The organism is Neorhizobium sp. P1_A6 (assembly GCF_056406795.1).
The window spans coordinates 30,513-46,996 of sequence record NZ_JBFTZM010000022.1 but is presented as its reverse complement, the minus strand read 5'-3'; the positions used below and the strand labels follow the sequence as shown (position 1 = coordinate 46,996).

General features: G+C 62.5%; 20 protein-coding genes. 3 read left to right on the top strand and 17 right to left on the bottom strand.

The features are described from left to right. The first annotated feature begins 124 nt into the window (after window positions 1–124). Entirely contained in the window at window positions 125–1,270 is a 1,146-nt protein-coding gene (locus AC1D3C_RS27530; protein WP_477485110.1) for an alpha-hydroxy acid oxidase, read from the top strand. Between the two features lie 30 nt (window positions 1,271–1,300). Here the strand turns inward: AC1D3C_RS27530 and AC1D3C_RS27525 are convergent, their stop codons facing one another. The 15 genes from AC1D3C_RS27525 to AC1D3C_RS27455 form a co-directional block, all read right to left on the bottom strand. After that, window positions 1,301–2,014 carry a hypothetical protein gene (locus AC1D3C_RS27525; protein ID WP_477485109.1) on the bottom strand — a complete coding sequence of 238 codons (714 nt, stop codon included), beginning with the start codon at window positions 2,012–2,014 and terminating at the stop codon, window positions 1,301–1,303. Between the two features lie 70 nt (window positions 2,015–2,084). Further along, window positions 2,085–2,369 carry a Txe/YoeB family addiction module toxin gene (locus AC1D3C_RS27520; protein ID WP_477485108.1) on the bottom strand — a complete coding sequence of 95 codons (285 nt, stop codon included), beginning with the start codon at window positions 2,367–2,369 and terminating at the stop codon, window positions 2,085–2,087. Beyond that, entirely contained in the window at window positions 2,369–2,656 is a 288-nt protein-coding gene (locus tag AC1D3C_RS27515; protein WP_477485107.1) for a type II toxin-antitoxin system Phd/YefM family antitoxin, read from the bottom strand. Before AC1D3C_RS27515 ends, AC1D3C_RS27520 begins: the two co-directional genes overlap by 1 nt. A gap of 61 nt (window positions 2,657–2,717) precedes the next feature. Next, on the bottom strand, window positions 2,718–3,467 hold the full coding sequence (locus AC1D3C_RS27510; protein ID WP_477485106.1) for a metallophosphoesterase family protein: 750 nt from the start codon (window positions 3,465–3,467) through the stop codon (window positions 2,718–2,720). Further along, entirely contained in the window at window positions 3,467–3,823 is a 357-nt protein-coding gene (gene uraH / locus AC1D3C_RS27505; protein ID WP_477485105.1) for a hydroxyisourate hydrolase, read from the bottom strand. The genes AC1D3C_RS27510 and uraH overlap by 1 nt, the downstream gene beginning before the upstream one ends. Then, entirely contained in the window at window positions 3,820–4,320 is a 501-nt protein-coding gene (locus AC1D3C_RS27500; RefSeq protein ID WP_247037225.1) for an ureidoglycolate lyase, read from the bottom strand. Before AC1D3C_RS27500 ends, uraH begins: the two co-directional genes overlap by 4 nt. A gap of 29 nt (window positions 4,321–4,349) precedes the next feature. Next, the gene (locus AC1D3C_RS27495) at window positions 4,350–4,712 is read right to left on the bottom strand and encodes a HepT-like ribonuclease domain-containing protein (protein ID WP_038544453.1); all 363 of its coding nucleotides are present in this window, start codon (window positions 4,710–4,712) and stop codon (window positions 4,350–4,352) included. Further along, window positions 4,709–4,999 (bottom strand): nucleotidyltransferase family protein, encoded by a 291-nt coding sequence (locus AC1D3C_RS27490; protein WP_038544454.1) that lies wholly within the window; start codon window positions 4,997–4,999, stop codon window positions 4,709–4,711. Before AC1D3C_RS27490 ends, AC1D3C_RS27495 begins: the two co-directional genes overlap by 4 nt. Before the next feature lie 65 nt (window positions 5,000–5,064). Next, window positions 5,065–5,562, bottom strand: a complete 498-nt coding sequence (uraD, locus tag AC1D3C_RS27485; RefSeq protein ID WP_477485104.1) for a 2-oxo-4-hydroxy-4-carboxy-5-ureidoimidazoline decarboxylase — start codon at window positions 5,560–5,562, stop codon at window positions 5,065–5,067. After that, window positions 5,559–6,485, bottom strand: coding sequence for an allantoinase PuuE (puuE, locus tag AC1D3C_RS27480; protein WP_477485103.1), 927 nt, complete (start codon window positions 6,483–6,485; stop codon window positions 5,559–5,561). Before puuE ends, uraD begins: the two co-directional genes overlap by 4 nt. 70 nt (window positions 6,486–6,555) lie before the next feature. Further along, window positions 6,556–6,858 (bottom strand): AzlD family protein, encoded by a 303-nt coding sequence (locus AC1D3C_RS27475; protein ID WP_477485102.1) that lies wholly within the window; start codon window positions 6,856–6,858, stop codon window positions 6,556–6,558. After that, window positions 6,855–7,523, bottom strand: a complete 669-nt coding sequence (locus tag AC1D3C_RS27470; RefSeq protein ID WP_477485132.1) for an AzlC family ABC transporter permease — start codon at window positions 7,521–7,523, stop codon at window positions 6,855–6,857. Before AC1D3C_RS27470 ends, AC1D3C_RS27475 begins: the two co-directional genes overlap by 4 nt. Before the next feature lie 106 nt (window positions 7,524–7,629). Beyond that, window positions 7,630–8,487 carry an AraC family transcriptional regulator gene (locus tag AC1D3C_RS27465; RefSeq protein ID WP_477485101.1) on the bottom strand — a complete coding sequence of 286 codons (858 nt, stop codon included), beginning with the start codon at window positions 8,485–8,487 and terminating at the stop codon, window positions 7,630–7,632. 74 nt (window positions 8,488–8,561) lie between these two features. Then, window positions 8,562–9,269, bottom strand: coding sequence for a DUF1045 domain-containing protein (locus AC1D3C_RS27460; protein WP_477485100.1), 708 nt, complete (start codon window positions 9,267–9,269; stop codon window positions 8,562–8,564). A gap of 123 nt (window positions 9,270–9,392) precedes the next feature. Then, window positions 9,393–10,583, bottom strand: a complete 1,191-nt coding sequence (locus AC1D3C_RS27455) for an NAD(P)/FAD-dependent oxidoreductase (RefSeq protein ID WP_477485099.1) — start codon at window positions 10,581–10,583, stop codon at window positions 9,393–9,395. Here AC1D3C_RS27455 and mnmC2 point away from each other — a divergent pair. Continuing rightward, window positions 10,582–11,322, top strand: a complete 741-nt coding sequence (gene mnmC2 / locus AC1D3C_RS27450; RefSeq protein WP_038544469.1) for a tRNA (5-methylaminomethyl-2-thiouridine)(34)-methyltransferase MnmC2 — start codon at window positions 10,582–10,584, stop codon at window positions 11,320–11,322. The two genes, AC1D3C_RS27455 and mnmC2, sit on opposite strands and share 2 nt — an antisense overlap. Window positions 11,323–11,400: 78 nt before the next feature. Here the strand turns inward: mnmC2 and AC1D3C_RS27445 are convergent, their stop codons facing one another. Further along, a complete protein-coding gene (locus tag AC1D3C_RS27445) occupies window positions 11,401–11,763 on the bottom strand; it encodes a hypothetical protein (RefSeq protein WP_477485098.1) in 363 nt (120 codons plus the stop codon). A 248-nt stretch (window positions 11,764–12,011) separates the two neighbouring features. Between AC1D3C_RS27445 and AC1D3C_RS27440 the strand changes: the two genes are divergently transcribed. Further along, complete coding sequence (locus AC1D3C_RS27440; protein ID WP_477485097.1) at window positions 12,012–12,539, top strand: chemotaxis protein CheD; 528 nt, start codon at window positions 12,012–12,014, stop codon at window positions 12,537–12,539. A 107-nt stretch (window positions 12,540–12,646) separates the two neighbouring features. Here AC1D3C_RS27440 and AC1D3C_RS27435 read toward each other — a convergent pair whose 3' ends face one another. After that, window positions 12,647–16,411, bottom strand: coding sequence for a response regulator (locus AC1D3C_RS27435; RefSeq protein WP_477485096.1), 3,765 nt, complete (start codon window positions 16,409–16,411; stop codon window positions 12,647–12,649). Window positions 16,412–16,484 lie beyond the last annotated feature (73 nt).

Here is a 16,484-nt window from a genome sequence, read left to right as displayed (position 1 = left end):
CGCGCAGGACCCCACGCCCAGGAGATAAACTGGGGAGAAACAGCGCGCGATATCGCTCGACATTCCTCTGGCAGTGCGGCGAAGATATGCTACTCGTCTGCTAGCATCCGGAGGAAGAATATCGATGTCCAAACCGCTGACCATCGCAGACCTGAAAATCCTTGCCCGCCGTCGGGTGCCGAAGATGTTCTTCGACTATGCCGACAGCGGCGCCTGGACAGAGGGAACGTATCGGGCGAACGAGGAAGACTATTCCAGGATCAAGCTGCGCCAGCGCGTCCTGGTCGACATGACCAACCGCACGCTCGAAACCACGATGATCGGCGAAAAGGCCGCGATGCCCGTGGCGCTGGCGCCGACCGGCATGACCGGCATGCAGCATGCGGACGGCGAAATGCTGGCCGCCAAGGCGGCGGAAGAATTCGGCGTGCCCTTCACGCTCTCGACCATGAGCATCTGCTCGATCGAGGACGTCGCCTCGGTGACCACGAAACCCTTCTGGTTCCAGCTCTACGTGATGAAGGACCGCGGTTTCGTCGAACGGCTGATCGGCCGCGCCAAGGCGGCGAAATGTTCGGCGCTGGTCGTCACCGCCGACCTGCAGATCCTCGGCCAGCGCCACAAGGACCTGCGCAACGGCCTTGCCGCTCCGCCGAAGCCGACGCTCAACGCGGCCCTGCAACTCGTGACGCGCCCGAGATGGTGCCTGGAAATGCTGGCAACCAAGCGCCGCGGTTTCGGCAATATCGTCGGCCATGCGAGCAATGTTTCGGACCTCTCCTCGCTCGGCGCCTGGACGGCGGAACAATTCGACCCACGGCTGTCCTGGGACGATATCCGCTGGATCAAGGACCTCTGGGGCGGCAAGATGATCATCAAGGGCATCCTCGACGAAGAGGACGCACGCGCCGCCGCCGACACCGGCGCGGATGCGATCATCGTCTCCAACCACGGCGGCCGCCAGCTCGACGGCGCCCCCTCATCGATCAGCATGCTGCCGAAAATCGTCGAGGCGGTCGGCGACCGGATCGAAGTGCATGTGGACGGCGGCATTCGGTCGGGCCAGGACGTGCTCAAGGCCGTGGCGCTCGGCGCCCGCGGCACCTATATCGGCCGGCCTTTCCTCTACGGCCTCGGCGCCATGGGCAAGGAGGGCGTCACCACGACGCTCGAGATCATCCGCAAGGAACTCGACATCACCATGGCGCTTTGCGGCAAGCGGGATATCCAGCATATCGACCGCAACATCCTCGCCAACATGCCGTTCTGACGACCGGGCGAAGGCGGAGGAGCTGCTATCTCAGCACCAGCCGCCCTTGCCGACGCCCGGCCGCTTGGCCAGGCCCTCGTTGACGAGGACATCGGCGAGCGAGCGGCCATTGCGGGTGACTTCGCGCAGCTTGTGGCCTTCGACCTCGTCCTCGTTGCCCTGCCAGGTGACAAGTTCGAACGGACCGGAATCGAGGAAAGCCCTCACCCGCAGCTCCGCATCGCTCGCCTTGATCCGCTCCGCCTCGCAGCGCGGCTTCTTGATGTCGGGCACCTCGATGCCGACGAGGCGGATCTTCTGGCCGTGGAATACGAAACGGTCGGCCGCAGTGACGCAGTCGTCCTGCTTGGCCGATCCGCACAGATAGAATTTCGCCTCATAGGCGCCGGCAAGGTTCTCGTTGCTCTTCGGCGCCTCGGCAGCCTTCTGGATCTCCTCGAGAATCGGCTTGCCGATCGGCGCCGGCGGGATGATCGCGGCAGTGTGGCTCTGGTCGGGAGCGACCGCAGGCTTTGGCGTGACGGGTCGGTGCGACGGGCCGGAACTTGCCGCGACCTGGAGCGGTTTTCCCGAAGTCAGGCCAGCAACAAAACGCCTCGTTGCCGCGGAATTCTCGTAAAGCGCAATCCCGCCGGCCACCAGCGCTAGCACTCCGAGCCAAGGCCAGAGCGACGAACCGGAGCTCGACGACCGCTTGGGCGCGCTCCTGCGCCGAGAACCGGATTTGCCGCGCGTTTGAGCCATGACGATCTCTCCTGTCGAATCGGAGAAAGTATCGTGGGGAAGGATTGCCGAAAGGTTTCGGAAAGAGCGGTCAGTAGTGGAAACGGCATTGGAGGATGATCAGCCGTGGCTGATCGCTGCTGTTCTCCACTCGGTAAACGAGGCGGTGTTCCTGAGTAATCCGGCGCGACCACTGCCCTTTGAGCTGATTGCGCAAAGGCTCAGGCTTACCGATGCCCTCGAAGGGGTGACGCAATATGTCCCTGATCAACTCGTTGATCCGACCGACCATTTTGGGATCGGTCTCCTGCCAGGAAACATACTCGCGCCAGCCCTCCGGCTCCCAGACGAGCAGGTAGGCTTTCCCTGAAGGCATCAATCGACCTTCTTGTTGGGGATATAGTCTTCAGGTTCGATAAGGTCGTGCACGATCAGCTTCGAGCCGTCATTGACGTTGGCGATCGCCTCCATCAGCCGCGTCGCATTGGCGGGCGTCGACATCAGATGCAGCGTCTCCAGCATACCCTCGTATTCATCCTTGTCGATCAGAATGGCCGATGGCTTGTCGCGGCGCATGATCTCGATCGGCGCACGGTCGTTCGAGACCTCGTCCAGGAGGCTGGCCAGTTCTTGTCGGGCTTGGGAAAACATGACGGTGCGCATGAATGGCTCCTCAATTACTTGTACAACAAATAGTACATGTCCCAGTCGAAGTCAATTTGAGCTACCCCGCCCGGCCCGTCGCCAGCGCCACCGCCCAGTCGGCGCGGCCGTTTTCGGCGGCGAGGCGCGACATCGCCAGGTGATCGTAGGACACGTTGCGGAATTGCGGTGTCCAGCCGGCGGAGGTCTTTTCCAGGATCGCGTAGGACGCCATGGTGTGGCCGGTTTCCACCTTGTGGAAATGCGGCGTGTCGTCGTCATAGGCCGGACAGCCGACGCTGCCGGGATTGACGATCAACCGGCCGTCGGACAATTGCACCGCCCGCGGAATATGGCTGTGGCCGCAGAGGATCAAAGGCTGCTCGATGCCCTCCGCCAGCACCTCGATCTCCTCCAGCGGCTTCAGGAAGACATGGCCTTGGCTGGACACTTGCTCCAGCCAATAAACGTTGTCCGACTGCGGCGTCGCGTGGCAAAGGTAGGCCTCATCCCGATAGACGGCGCTGAACGGCAGCTTGCGCAGCCATTGCAGGTGGCGCGGCGCCAGTTGCGAAAAGGCGTGCACTTCCCAGGAAGGCATCGCATCCGCCGGGTTTTCGATCAGGTAGCGATCGTGATTGCCGCGCACCGTCAGCGTCGCCATCGTATCGAGAAGGAGCAGCAGATCAGCGGTGCGCCCGGCTTCGAGGGGGCCGCTCAGGCAATCGCCGAGATTGACGATCTCGGTGATGCCTTGCCCGTGAATATCGGCAAGCACCGCTTCGAGCGCTGCGCAATTCCCGTGGATGTCGGCGATCGCGGCAAAGCGCATCAGCTCCCCCGATAGGTGGAATAACCGTAGGGCGAAAGCAGCAGCGGCACGTGATAGTGCGCCGTCGTGTCGGAAATGCCGAAACGGATCGGGATCACGTCGAGAAAGGGCGGCTCGGTCAAGGCAACGCCGCGGGCTCGAAGGTAGGCGCCGGCATGGAAAACCAGTTCGTATTCGCCGGCAAGAAAGGTCTCGCCGATCAGGATCGGCCCGCCATCGACGCGGCCGTCGCTATTGGTGACGATAGTCTGCAGTTTTTCGCGAGCCTCACCGTTCAGCCGGTAGAGATCGATCGAAAGCCCCTCCGCAGGCGTACCGCTGGCGGTGTCGAGGACATGGGTGGTGAGGCCTGTCATAGGCTTGGCTCCGCGATGAGATACGGGGTCTCGAAGAACGCTTCCTCGTAGTTCGCGGAGGTATTATCCCTGTCCACCACCAGGAAATCGCTGACGGCGCCGATCGCCATCAGCGGATGATGCCACGAATTGGGGAAATAATTGACGCCCTGATGCGGCTGCACGAGAAAGACCTGCGGTTTGCCCGGCCGACCGCCTTCGTCATCCGAAACAGCGATCAGGAACGGCTGGCCGGAGATCGGCGAAAAGCTCTGGCTGGCGAAAGGATGCCGCTCCATCATGGTGATCGCGTAAGGGAACTGCCGCGGCTTGCTGCGGAAGATACTGAAGATCAGCCGCTCCGGCTCGCCGATCACGACTGGCTCGGCGAGCGCATGATAGCGTTCGGTCGTGCCGCCGTTGATCAGCCGCATGGTCGCCGGATCGGCCTCGATGACATCGCCGAAAGGCGCGAAGGCCTGCTTTGTGAGGGGCAGGATTTCCAGATATTCGGTCAATTCATTCGCCTTCGATCATTCTGCTTCAGTCATTCACCCTGAGCACGCCAGTTGCGCAGGGAGTCGAGCTGGGAGAGAAGTTCCGGGATCATCCGATCGACGGTCAACCAGACCGTGCCGATATCCAGGTGAAAATACTGATGTGCGATGCGGTTGCGCATGTCGCGGATGTCTCTCCACGGGATCTCCGGATGCTCGACGACGAAATCCGGAAAACGCTCCATGATCTTGGTCGCGCATTCGCCGATCGCCATGATGTTGGCGATCACCGCATCCTGCTTGATTTCATCAAGCCGAAAGGCCTCGCGATCCAGGCCAGAGACATATCTGACGGCCTTGTTTCCAGTGACGACCATCCGATCAAGATAGGCTTCGAGACGCTCTGCACTCATATCGCCAACGCTTCCGCGACGATGCGTTCGCGGATCTTGGGCGGAAAATCCCCCGGAACCTTGACATCCACCGGAACGCCCAACGCTTCTTCGAGATCTCCCTGAAGTCCGCCGAGCGTGAACAGGGACGTGGTCGGCGACGGGTCGACCAGGATATCGAGATCGCTGTCGGGTCGGTCTTCGCCGCGCAGCACTGAGCCATAGACGCGAGGATTGGAGACCTGCCGGCGGGCAACGATCTCCCGGATGACATCCCGGTTCTTCTCCAGCACTTCCGACGGTCTCATGGCGTCACTCCTGATATCGCCAATATAAGCGACGGAAAGGATCGAGGAAAGAAGCGTCCAAGGCCTCAATGTCCCGGAAGCAGCGATTGCAGACGCAGGAGCGCGATCTTTTCCACCTGGGTGGTGGCGGTGTCGAACTCCTCTTCGGCCGAGTTGTGAATGCGCTTCTCGAAGGCCGCAAGGATATCGTCCTTCGTGAGGCCCTTGACCGCGATGATGAAAGGGAAGCCGAATTTTTGCGTATAGGCGGTATTGAGCTCGGTAAACCGGGCGTGTTCGGCGGCACTCAGGCGGTCCAGCCCGGCGCCGGTCTGTTCTTTTTTGCTGTCCTCGGTCAGTTCGCCGGCGATCGCCAGCTTGCCCGCAAGGTCGGGATGGGCACGCAGCACGCCGAGGCGTTCCTCGCGGCTTGCCCGGCGGAAGATTGAGGTCAGCGCGTCATGCACGCTCTTGGACGTCAGCGGCACCAGCATCAGACCGGCGTCATAGGCGCGTTCGGCGATGAAGGGCGAATGTTCGAACACGCCGCCGAACATCTGGATGAAGTCGCCGCGGGCGGTCATAGGGCGCCAGCCGGCTTGTGATGCTCGTGCCAGTGCCTGGCAATCTCGATACGCTGCGGGATCCAGACCTTGTCGTGGCTGAGCACATATTCGATGAAACGCTTCAACGCGGCGGCGCGGCCGGGCCGCCCGACGAGGCGGCAGTGGAGGCCGACCGACATCATCTTCGGCGCGCCTTCCCTGCCCTCCTGGTAAAGCACGTCGAAGGCATCCTTGAGGTAGGTGAAGAACTGGTCGCCGGTGTTGAAGCCCTGCGGTGTCGCAAACCGCATGTCGTTGGTCTCCAGCGTATATGGGATGATCAGGAAGGGCTTCTGGTCGAGCCCGTTGACCCAGTAAGGCAGATCGTCTGCGTAACTGTCGGAGGAATAGAGAAAACCGCCCTCTTCCATCACCAGTTTCAGCGTGTTGTCGGAGGGCTTGCCCTGGTACATGCCGTAGGGCCGCTCGCCGACGAGTTCGGTGTGCAGCCGCACAGCCTCGAGGATGTGCTCGCGCTCCTTTGCCTCCGGGAAATCCTTATATTCCAGCCAGCGGTAGCCGTGGCTGGCGATCTCCCAGCCGGCTTCCTTCATGGCGGAGACCGCTTCCGGATTGCGGGCCATGGCGAGCGTCACGCCGTAGACGGTGGTCTGCACCTTGAGTTCGGTAAACATCCGAAACAGCCGCCAGAAGCCGGCGCGCGAGCCGTATTCGTAGATCGATTCCATGTTGAGGTTGCGCTGGCCCGGCCAGGGCGCGGCACCGACGATTTCCGACAGCAGGTTCTCCGAGGCCGGATCGCCGTCCATGATCGAGCTCTCGCCACCCTCCTCGTAATTGATCACGAACTGCACGGCGACGTGAGCGCCGCCTGGCCATTTCGGATCGGGGGTGGAACGGCCGTAGCCGACGAGTTCGCGCGGATAGTCTTTTGCCTGCATGGATCACCTTCGACGAATGAGGCCGGACGGTAGCGCACCCTTTCCGGCCATGTCGAGATGGAAATGACGCTTAGAGGCCGAGCGCCCGAAGGATCGCGACTGAGGCGACCCCGAGTGCCACGGAAACGAGCATCGGCAGGCGAAGTGCCGCAAAAGCAGTCACGGCGCAGGCCAAGGTTTCGGCAATCCCGGTCGCAAAAGCGGTCGGCGCGACGACAGCCATCAGAACTGCCGGCGGGATCGATTCGATCGCCTTGCGGCGGCCGCCTTCGAGCGAGACGTGGCGGATGAGCACGAGGCCGCTCAACCGCGTAAGCGCGGTCGCAGCCGCCATGGCGAGGATGGCAATAAGGGTGGCGATATCGACGGTCATGGCGTCACCTCTACCTTACCGTTTTTGCCGGTCACCATGGCGGCCGAAAGGCCGGCGATAGCACCGGCAGCGATATACCAGACGCCCGGCACGAAATGTTGGGTGGCGACGGCGGCCGCGCCGCTCGCGAGCAGCACGGCGCCGGTTTCAGGCCCTTTCCAGAAACCCATGACCAGCACGATGAAGACGGCTGGAAAGGCAAAGTCGAGCCCGAGCACCACCGGGTCGCCGAGAAAGGCGCCGAGGGCGGCACCAGCCAGCCCCGAGAGTACCCAGGCGAGATAGAAGGGCATGGCGAGGCCGGCGAACCAGGCGGGCGTCAGCCGCGCCACCTTGGCCCGGAACTCTGCCATCGCCCAAATCTCGTCGGCGAGGAACAGCATCGAGAGATGGCGCGCCGGTTGGCCGAAACCATCCATTCTGATACCGAGCGAGGCGCTCATCAGCACGTGGCGGATGTTAACGAGCAGGGCTGCAAACCCGACACCGGTCCAGGAGGCCGGATGGGTCCAGATATCCATCGCTACGAACTGCGAGCCGCCGGCGAATACCAGCGCGCTCATCAACCCCGCCTCGGCCGGCGACAGGCCTTTCGTGGCCGCAACCGCGCCGAAAACGAGGCCGATCGGAATGACTGCGGCGATCAGTGGCGAGATCGCCCGCATGCCCCCGAGGAAGTCTTGAAACCTTGCATTGCCATTCACGTCAAAAACCTCCGTTGGAAGCGGAGGTCTTAAAGATCAAGTGGATAGCCGTCTTGAACGAAAGTGATCAGCGAGCCCGGTATTGCCCCGGCGTCAGCCCCGTGCGGGCCTTGAAGTGCCGGGTGAAATGCGCCTGGTCGGCAAAACCGCATTCGAGCGCGATCTCGGCCGGCTGGCCGCCTTCCCTCAAGCGCTTGCGGGCCGCTCGGATGCGGATGTCGGTGAGGAAGGAATGCGGCGTGATGTGGAATTCCTTGCGGAACGCGCGGATGAGGTGAGCGCGGCTGAGACCCGCGACGGTCGCAAGTTCCTCCAGCCCGACATCGGAGGCAAAATTCTCGGTGAGGTAGTCGCGGGCCTGGCGCACGGCGGTGCGCTCCGTCGTATCGGCCGGTACGATGATCGAACCGCCGTGACGGCGGAACATCGCGTCGAGCACTAGGAACATCGCCTGGCTGGTTTCGAGCGCGCCGGAGCCTTCTTCCAGCGTCCGGTGCGCCTGGTGGAAAGCGTCGGCGAGCGCCTGGTCGTGGAGGAGCTGGATGCCGAAGGCGGGCGTGCCCTGGAAGGGTTTGCCGGTGACGTCTTCGAGTATCTCGCGAAGCAGTGCGACATCCGGATAGATCATCCGGTAGCGATACCCGCCGCCCCGCGGCGCACCGTCATGTGTCTCGCCCGGATTGATCAGGTAGAGCCCGCCCGGCCCGGCGCTTTCACGGCTGCCCTTGATGGTGCAAACCTGCATGCCCTGCTCGATCGCACCTATACTGAACGTATCATGCGCATGCGGCGCGAATTCGTGGGTGAGAAACGTCGCGCGCAGGCATTCCATGCCGCCAAAGCGATCGTCCCGCCAAAAACGGGTCACCTCTGCCGGCATGAGCGGCATGTGGTCGGTGGCCTGTTCCTGCGAGATATTCTCCATGGAAAAAGTATAGCAGATCGGCGACCATCGCTCTTGAACAAAAGTGACGCCGGAAGCCAGGCGGCACTTGAACGTCAGGCGATCTTGCGCGCCGCCACGCGGCCCATCGGATGCAGCGAATGCACCAGGAAGGGCGCGCCGGGCTCCTCCTCGATGAACAGCGCCAGATTGGCGATCTCGACCGGCTTTTTCAGATAGGGTTCGAAATAATCGCGCAGCGCCAGGTCGAAACGCGGCATCTCGACCAGCGACAGCGGGCCGGTCAGGGTCATGTGGAAACGGAACTCGTCCATCACATAAGGGTGGCCCCAGCGATGCAGGTTGGCGAATTGCGGCGCCGAGAGATCGCCAGAATCGCTGCGCTCCAGCTCGGCTTCCGACAATGGCGTGCGGAAATTGTCGAACTCCTGGACCACGGAAGCAGCCAGGAACCGGACGGTATCGCAAGGAACGACCGGCGCCAGGCCGAAGAAATTGCCGAGCCGCACGGCTTCGAGCTTCGGCAGTTCGAAAGGGCTGTGGGTGCCGGCAAACCGCATCAGATGGCGCAGCAGCATCGGTTCGGTCACGTCGGGTGCCAAGCGGAACGGCGCCTTCAGCGTCGCGTGGAAACCGTAGCGGCGTGGCAGCGCGGTGTTGAAAGCAATGTCGTGAATGCCGATGCCACGGATTGCCGGCGGCTCCGTCGCTTCGCCTGAAAAGGCGTTGCGGCCGAGCCACTGGGCGGCAGCGACCGTTAGCGGATCATGCGCCGGAGGCGTGAAATGAATGGCATAGCGCATGCGTCACCTTCTGAACGTCCTTTTCAGCAACCCCGTGTTTTACGCATTGCTCAACAATCCCTGCCGTGGGGGTTAAGTGATTTGCATGACAGAATAACGACGCGGAGGACCGAAAACTCGCGTTTAACGCGAGGCGACGGCAAGATGACTGGCGAGCGTAAATGACGTCGGAAGCCGCATTTCCCGGCCATTCACGGCATTGAGCGCCGCATCCGCCAACCTATGCGCGATACCGAAACTCACCTTAAAACCACCTGTGAGCGCGATCACTCGGGCGTGATCGGGATGCGCGCCGACCATCGGATCGCGGCCGATCGCCTTCGGCCGCAATCCCGCCCAGCGCTCGACGACGGGGGCCTGCGCCAGGGCCGGCACGAGCGACCGGGCGCGCAAGACGAGGTCGTCGAGCTGCCTGTCGGTCGACGACGGGTCTTCGAACACATCCTCGCTGGTGCTGCCGACCGCCACGTGACCGCCCTCATGGGCGACCAGATAGAGGCCGTTCAGGAAGATCACCGGCAGAGACGGATCGATATTGGCCTTGAGCAGCGCCGCCTGCCCCTTGACCGGCTGGCCGATCGGATGTTTCAGCGGCGGCGAGACGCCTTGAAGCAGAGAAAAGGATCGGTGGCCGGCCGAGACGATGCAGTGTCCGAAGGCGACGCTTTCGCCGCCGCGGAATATAATCCTATTAGCGGCTGGATCTACCGTTTCGGCCTCCAGGCCTTCGACGATTCGGACATTGCCGGCCCTACGCAGGAAGGCCGCGAGAGCCGATACGAGACCCCGCGGCGAAACCCGGGCGGCAAACGTGTCATGCACCAGTCCGGCAGCTGCGAAGGAGGCATCCGGCCAGCCTTTTTGCGGCGGGCGGTCGAGCACATGCCAATGGAAACGACGGTCACCGCGCCGCCAGCAGGCTTCCGCATCGGCCGAATGGCCGAGCGCGATCTTGCGTAAGTGCGGCTTCGGCAGCGGAATCAGCCGGCCGGAGCGGCGGTAGCCACAGGCCATGCCCGTCTCGGCTTCGAGCTCAGCGATTTCGTCTTCCAGCGACAGAAGCGCATCGAACTGGAACTGCTTCTTGTCGTCCCACTTATCGGGCATATACGGCATCAGGGCGCCCAAGAGCCCGCCGCTTGTCCCCTGCCCCAACGAGCCGGCATCGACAAGCAGGGTGCGGATGCCGAGTCGCTCGGCCTTGACCGCCGCCCAGAGGCCCATGATGCCGCCGCCCAGGATGACGAGATCGGCGGATGCGGGAAGGACATGAGATTGACCGCCGAAGCCGGCAGGATTATCCGCATCTCCCATGAGCGACCGTGATCCTGAAATTCGTGTGACCGAAAGCCAGACCCTGGACTGGCATGACGGCGATATGCCCTATTCGCAAAAGTTTGGCGATCACTTTTATTGCCGCACCGACGGCCGGCTGGAGTGTGGCCACACGTTTCTGGCCGGCAATGGCCTGCCGGAGCGCTGGGGCCTGCCGGAGCGCTGGAAAAGTCACCGGACTTTCCGGATCGGCGAACTCGGTTTCGGCACCGGCCTGAATTTCTGCGAGACCTGGCGGCAATGGAAGCTTTTTCGCCCCGCAGGCGCGAAGCTTCATTTCACCTCTTTCGAACTCTATCCGATGCAGCGCGACGAAATCGACCGGGCGCTCACCCGCTGGCCGGAGATCGCGGCGGAACGGCAGGCAGTGGTCAAAGCTTGGCCGGACGAGCCTGCCGGGCATATCGTGATCGACGCCGACGCCCAGACACGTCTGACAGTCGTCTGCGGCCCGGCACTCGAAGGCGTCTCCGCGGCCAGCGCGGATTTCGACGCGTGGTTCCTCGACGGCTTTGCGCCGTCGCGCAATCCGGACATGTGGTCGCCGGATATCATGCAGGCGCTCCATGACAAGACCTTACCTGGCGGCACGTTCGGCACTTATGCGGCAGCCGGCTTCGTACGGCGAAACCTGCAGGCGGCCGGTTTTACCGTCGAACGGCGGCCGGGATTTGCTGGCAAACGCGAGATGTTGTGCGGCATCAAACCGGCGCCCTGACCCAAGGTCGCCCCAAGACCGCCCAACATAAAACAGCCGGCCCTGAGACCGGCTGCCATCCATCACATCGCATGCCACCTACTGGCAGACGCGCAGGCTTTCCATATGCCATCCGCCGTCATAGGCGTTGCGGACGCGGCGGTCCTCGAACCAGCAGCGCGGCCGAGGCGGCGGTGGCGGATCGATGTAACGCGGCCCGCTGTCATTGGCGAGAGCCCCGCCGATCAGACCGCCGATGACGCCCGCGGCCAAACCTCCGGCAATCAGCGCGCCATCGTTGTTATGACGCCTGCGCGGCGGGTCACGGCGATCGTATCGATCATATCGATCATATCGGTCGTAGTGTCTGTCCCACTGCTGGGCCGAGGCTTCACCGGCCGGCAACAGGACGCTGGTGCAGGTAGCGGCCAGAATCAGCGCCGAGACAATCATCTTCTTCATCACAAGCGTCTCCGTTTCCACCGAGCTGCGCCTGAAAGCGGCAAAAGGGGCTCGGGTATTGCCGGACAATGCCGGTGCCGAGCTTAACGGTCCCTGAACGGAAAACCTGTCGCTCGCACCCTGCCGAAATTACGAAAACCGTATAAGACCGTATTTCTCGCCACTCATTGTTGGTCCCTCCCGCGCGCGTCCCGCTTTCATACTTTTGCGTGAAAATAATTTTCACATACACGGAATCAGAGCATCAGATGAACTTCACGGGCTCCCACCATATCCATATCATTGGCGGCCAATATGCGGTGTCGGCCGATCCCGATACCGTGCTGATGACCGTTCTCGGATCCTGCGTCTCGGCCTGCATCTACGACACCACCACCAACATCGGGGGGATGAACCATTTCATCCTGCCTGCGAGCGGCGGACTGGAGATCACCCAGCACCCGGAACGCTACGGCGATCTGGCCATGCGTGCGCTTGTCGACGACCTGTGCAGTCTCGGCGCGGAACGCCGGAACCTTCGCGCCAAACTGTTTGGCGGCCGCACCCGCAAATGCAGCGGCTACGATCCCGGATTGCTGAACGCCGCGTTCGCCAGGCGCTTCCTTCAGGCGGAAGGCATCAAGCTTGTCGATTCCAGCCTCGGCGATGACCTGGCGCGCTGGATCGCGTTTCACCCGACGACAGGCAGCGTACAGATGCGGATCACTGCGGCCACGGTGCCCGCTCCGTCAACTTCCCGCATCGCCGACGCAACCGCCAGGGCAGCGCGATACTGACCGCCCGCTACGTTCTGCCGCCGCGTCAGCAGTATTGCCAGTTCTTCGGAGCAGGGATGTGCGCCGACATTGCCGAGGTGAGAGCGTTGAGAGCCGGAAACGCCGGCTCAGTTCGACACCGAACTCACGATCGCACCGCCAAGCCAGTTGCGGACTTTGGTTTCCAATGCCTCCGGACTGATCGGCTTGGAGAGGTAATCGTCCATGCCGACCTGGAAGCAGAGTTCGCGGTCGCTTTCGAGCGCATGCGCCGTGACGCCGATGATCGGCGTATGGGTGCCGGTCTCCTGTTCGAGCTCGCGGATTTTCTGGGTCGCCTGATGGCCGTTCATGACCGGCATCGAAACGTCCATGATGATGACCGCCGGATCGTGCTTTTTCCACGCTTCGACCGCTTCCGCACCGTTCTTGACGATCTGGAACAGCCAGCCGGTGGTCTGCAGGATCTGGGTAAAGACGATCTGGTTGACTTCGTTGTCCTCGGCGACCAGCACGTCGAGCGTCGGCGCCGCCTGCATGGGCGGCGTGGAGACCGGGACCACCGGCTGTTCGGCAATCACTGGCGCCGAAGCAACCAGCTTGGGTGCTGCAACCGGCGCCAGGGGCCGCACGGCCGTCTGAGTCCGACCGGCCGCTTGCTCCGCTTCGACTGCCCGGCGCTTGGTGCGGATCGAGCGGACGACGTCGATGATCGTGCTGCGCAGCAGGTTGGCGCGTGCCGGCTTCATCAGATGCGCCTGGATGTTGAGGGCGGCGAACATGCTGTCGTCGCCGGCCATGTCCATCGAGGTCAGGAAAACCACGCCGGTTCCGTCGAAGCGCGGATCACGCCGGAGCTGCTTGGCGAAATCCAGGCCGTTCATCTCCGGCATGTGGTAGTCGAGCACGATAGCATCGACAGTGACGCCGATACGGGCGGCCTCGCTGAGGATCGCCAGACCCTCGGCGCCGCCGTCGGCTGCAACCGTGTCGAACCCCCACATGGTGAGCTGTTCGGTGAGGATGCGGCGGTTGACGGCATTGTCGTCGACGACGAGGATGCGTGCGCCGCTAGTGTTGATCGGCAAGGCCGTCAGGACGTTGCGTTCGCTGACCACCTGGAACGGCAGGTGCACGGTGAAGACCGAGCCGCGACCGACTTCGCTCGTCACGTCGATATAGCCGCCGAAGAGCTCGGTGAGGCCCGCGGTGATCGCCAGTCCGAGACCGGTGCCTTCGTGGCGGCGCGTCGAGGACGTATCGACCTGCGAGAATTTCTCGAACACCGATTTCAGTTTCTCTTCGGGAATGCCGAGGCCGGTATCCTCGATGCGGATCGACAGCAACATCTCGCCGGGGCCCCTCGCCTCCGATCTCAGATCGATGAAGACGTGCCCCTTTTCGGTGAATTTCACCGCATTGCCGACCAGATTCGTTATGATCTGACGGAAACGCCCCGCGTCGCCCATCACCGTCTCGCGGATCGAGACGTCGCCGCGCACGATGAGTTCGATATCCTTCTCGGCAGCGGACGAGGACAAAAGCGTCGCCACGTCCTCGATCGCCTCGACCGGGTCGAACGGCGCCTTGCGCAGCGTCATCTGCCCGGCATCGATCTTGGAAAAGTCGAGGATGTCGTTGATGATCGTCAGGAGCGCATTGCCCGACTTGACGATGATGTCGATGAAGGTCTTCTGGCGGGTGTCGAGATTGGACTTGGCCAGCAGTTCGGCCATGCCGAGCACGCCGTTCATCGGCGTGCGGATCTCGTGGCTCATATTGGCGAGGAATTCAGACTTCGCCCGGTCGGCAGCCTCGGCGCGCTGCAGGAGGCGGGTCAGTTCTTCCTCGCGGCTCTTCATCTCCGTGACGTCTGTGAAGACGGCCAGCCAATGGTCGCTGCCGGTCAGCTTTGCCTCGACCTGGATCCACTTGCGGCCCTCGACGCGGAAGGCGGCAAACACCGGCTTGCCGGCTGCGACGTTGTCTTCCCAGGCCTGCAGCGTCGCCGCCGCTTCCTCGGACGTGCCGAGATCGCCGCGCTCGACGCAATAGCGGAAGAGATCGCGCCACAGGCCTCCGGCACCCACCATCTCGGCCGGCATGTCGAGCATGGCCGGCAGCGCGTCATTGGAGAAGATGATCTCGCCGTCATGCAGGATGAGCAGCCCTTGCGACATGGCGCTCGTCGCGTCGCGCATCAGCGCGCCGTGGGTTTCGAGCGCCGCACGGGCCTCCTGGATCTCCTGCTCGCGCTTGCGGACAGCCGTGATGTCCATGTAGCTCAGCAGGATCTTGCCGCCGGAAAGCTGAGTGCCGGAAATGACGATCACCAGGCCGCTGCGGCTTTTCACCTCGATCGGCGGTCGCTCCTGACCGTCGGTCAAGGCGGCGATGCGCTCCCGGTAGATCTCCTCGAAGCTTTGCGTCGAGCCGCTATAGATGCCGTGGTCGAAATTGACCTTGAGGAAGTCCCGATAGGAACGCCCGGGCAGATCGAACTGCTCACCGGCATCCCAGAAGGAATAGAAGGCCGGGTTGGCGTATTCGAACAGGAACTGCTCGTCGAGGATCGCCACGCCGACGGGCATGGTGTGCAGGATCGTCTGCAGATCCTTGCCCATCTTCTCCGCCTTGTTCTGCGCCTCCTTGATGCGGGAGACGTCCATGCGCGAGCCGACGAGGTTGTGCGCGCCGTCATTGGTGGTCACCCGGCGCAGGTGCGTGATGACCGGGACAACCGATCCGTCGGGAAAGGTAATATCCTCCGATTTCTCGATGTCCTCGCCTGTCATTACCTGGTCGTTTTCAATCCGGAAGCGATCGGCCGCGTCAGGGAACATTTCCGTTTCGGTCTTGCCGAGGAAATGGCTTCTCGGCTTGCCGAGCATCGCCTCGTAGGCGGCATTGGCATAGGTGAGCTGGCGGTCGCTGTTGCGCACGAACACGGGCACCGGCAGGTCTTCGAGGACGGCGCGAAACAGGTCCGTCTCCGAGACATGGGTGCGCAGGAGCATTTCCTGCTCCTTGAAATCGGTCACGTCGTGACGGATGGCGATCAGCAGGCCGTTTTCGAGACGCTTGTTGATGCTCCGCAGCCAGCGTCCGTCGGAAAGCTGGTCGATGCTTTCGGAATAGGGAAGATCGAACGGTTTCATCCGCTCGGCTATCCAAGCGTCCTTGTTCGGCACATCGGAACCAAAGCTCGCCGGCGACACGCGCTGGCGGCGATCATACGCAAATCCGAGAATATCGTTGAGCGTGATCCCCGGCTGGATATCGATCGAGATCGATGAAAAATGATTGATGAGCTGTGAATTGCAGTAGAGCAGAACGTTGTGCTTGTCATAGATGCCGATACCCATTTCGAGCATGTCGAGGGCATCGTCGAGAAGCGCGTTGTTGAAAGGCGAAAACGGCGCGATCGGCTTTGCAGCGTTGGCCGTAGCACCACTGGCCGGGGCACCGGGGGGCGGGACGACGGCGCGTGATGCAACGGCAAGCGGGGCAACGTTGCTCGGCTCTGAAATGGCGGCAACGCCCGGCACCGCCGCAAACGTGCCGAACAGATAGGTATGGTCGTCTTCCGTCAGGAAACGCTCGATATGAATTTCATGGCGGACGACGCCGGAGCGGTCGAAACACAGCGCCGTCTCGTCGGTACCGAAAACGATCGCCCGGCATTCCTTTTCCTTGCGGTCGGCATCGTCCAGCGCGCCTGCAAGGCCACGGCTGGTATTGCCGGCGAATTCGCTCGGATGCATGCCGAAAAGGCGTGCATAGGCAGCATTCACCGCCACGTAGCTAAGGGCGCTGTCCTTGATGAACGCGGGTTCGGCAAGATCATTGATCCGCTCGCACGCCGTTTTCAAGAGTTCGCTTTCCGTGTCCACCTTCCCCGCTCCTCGTGCCGGCCGATATCCGGCTCGATTCGTTTGTCTCCCAATCGACTGATAACACCATAGC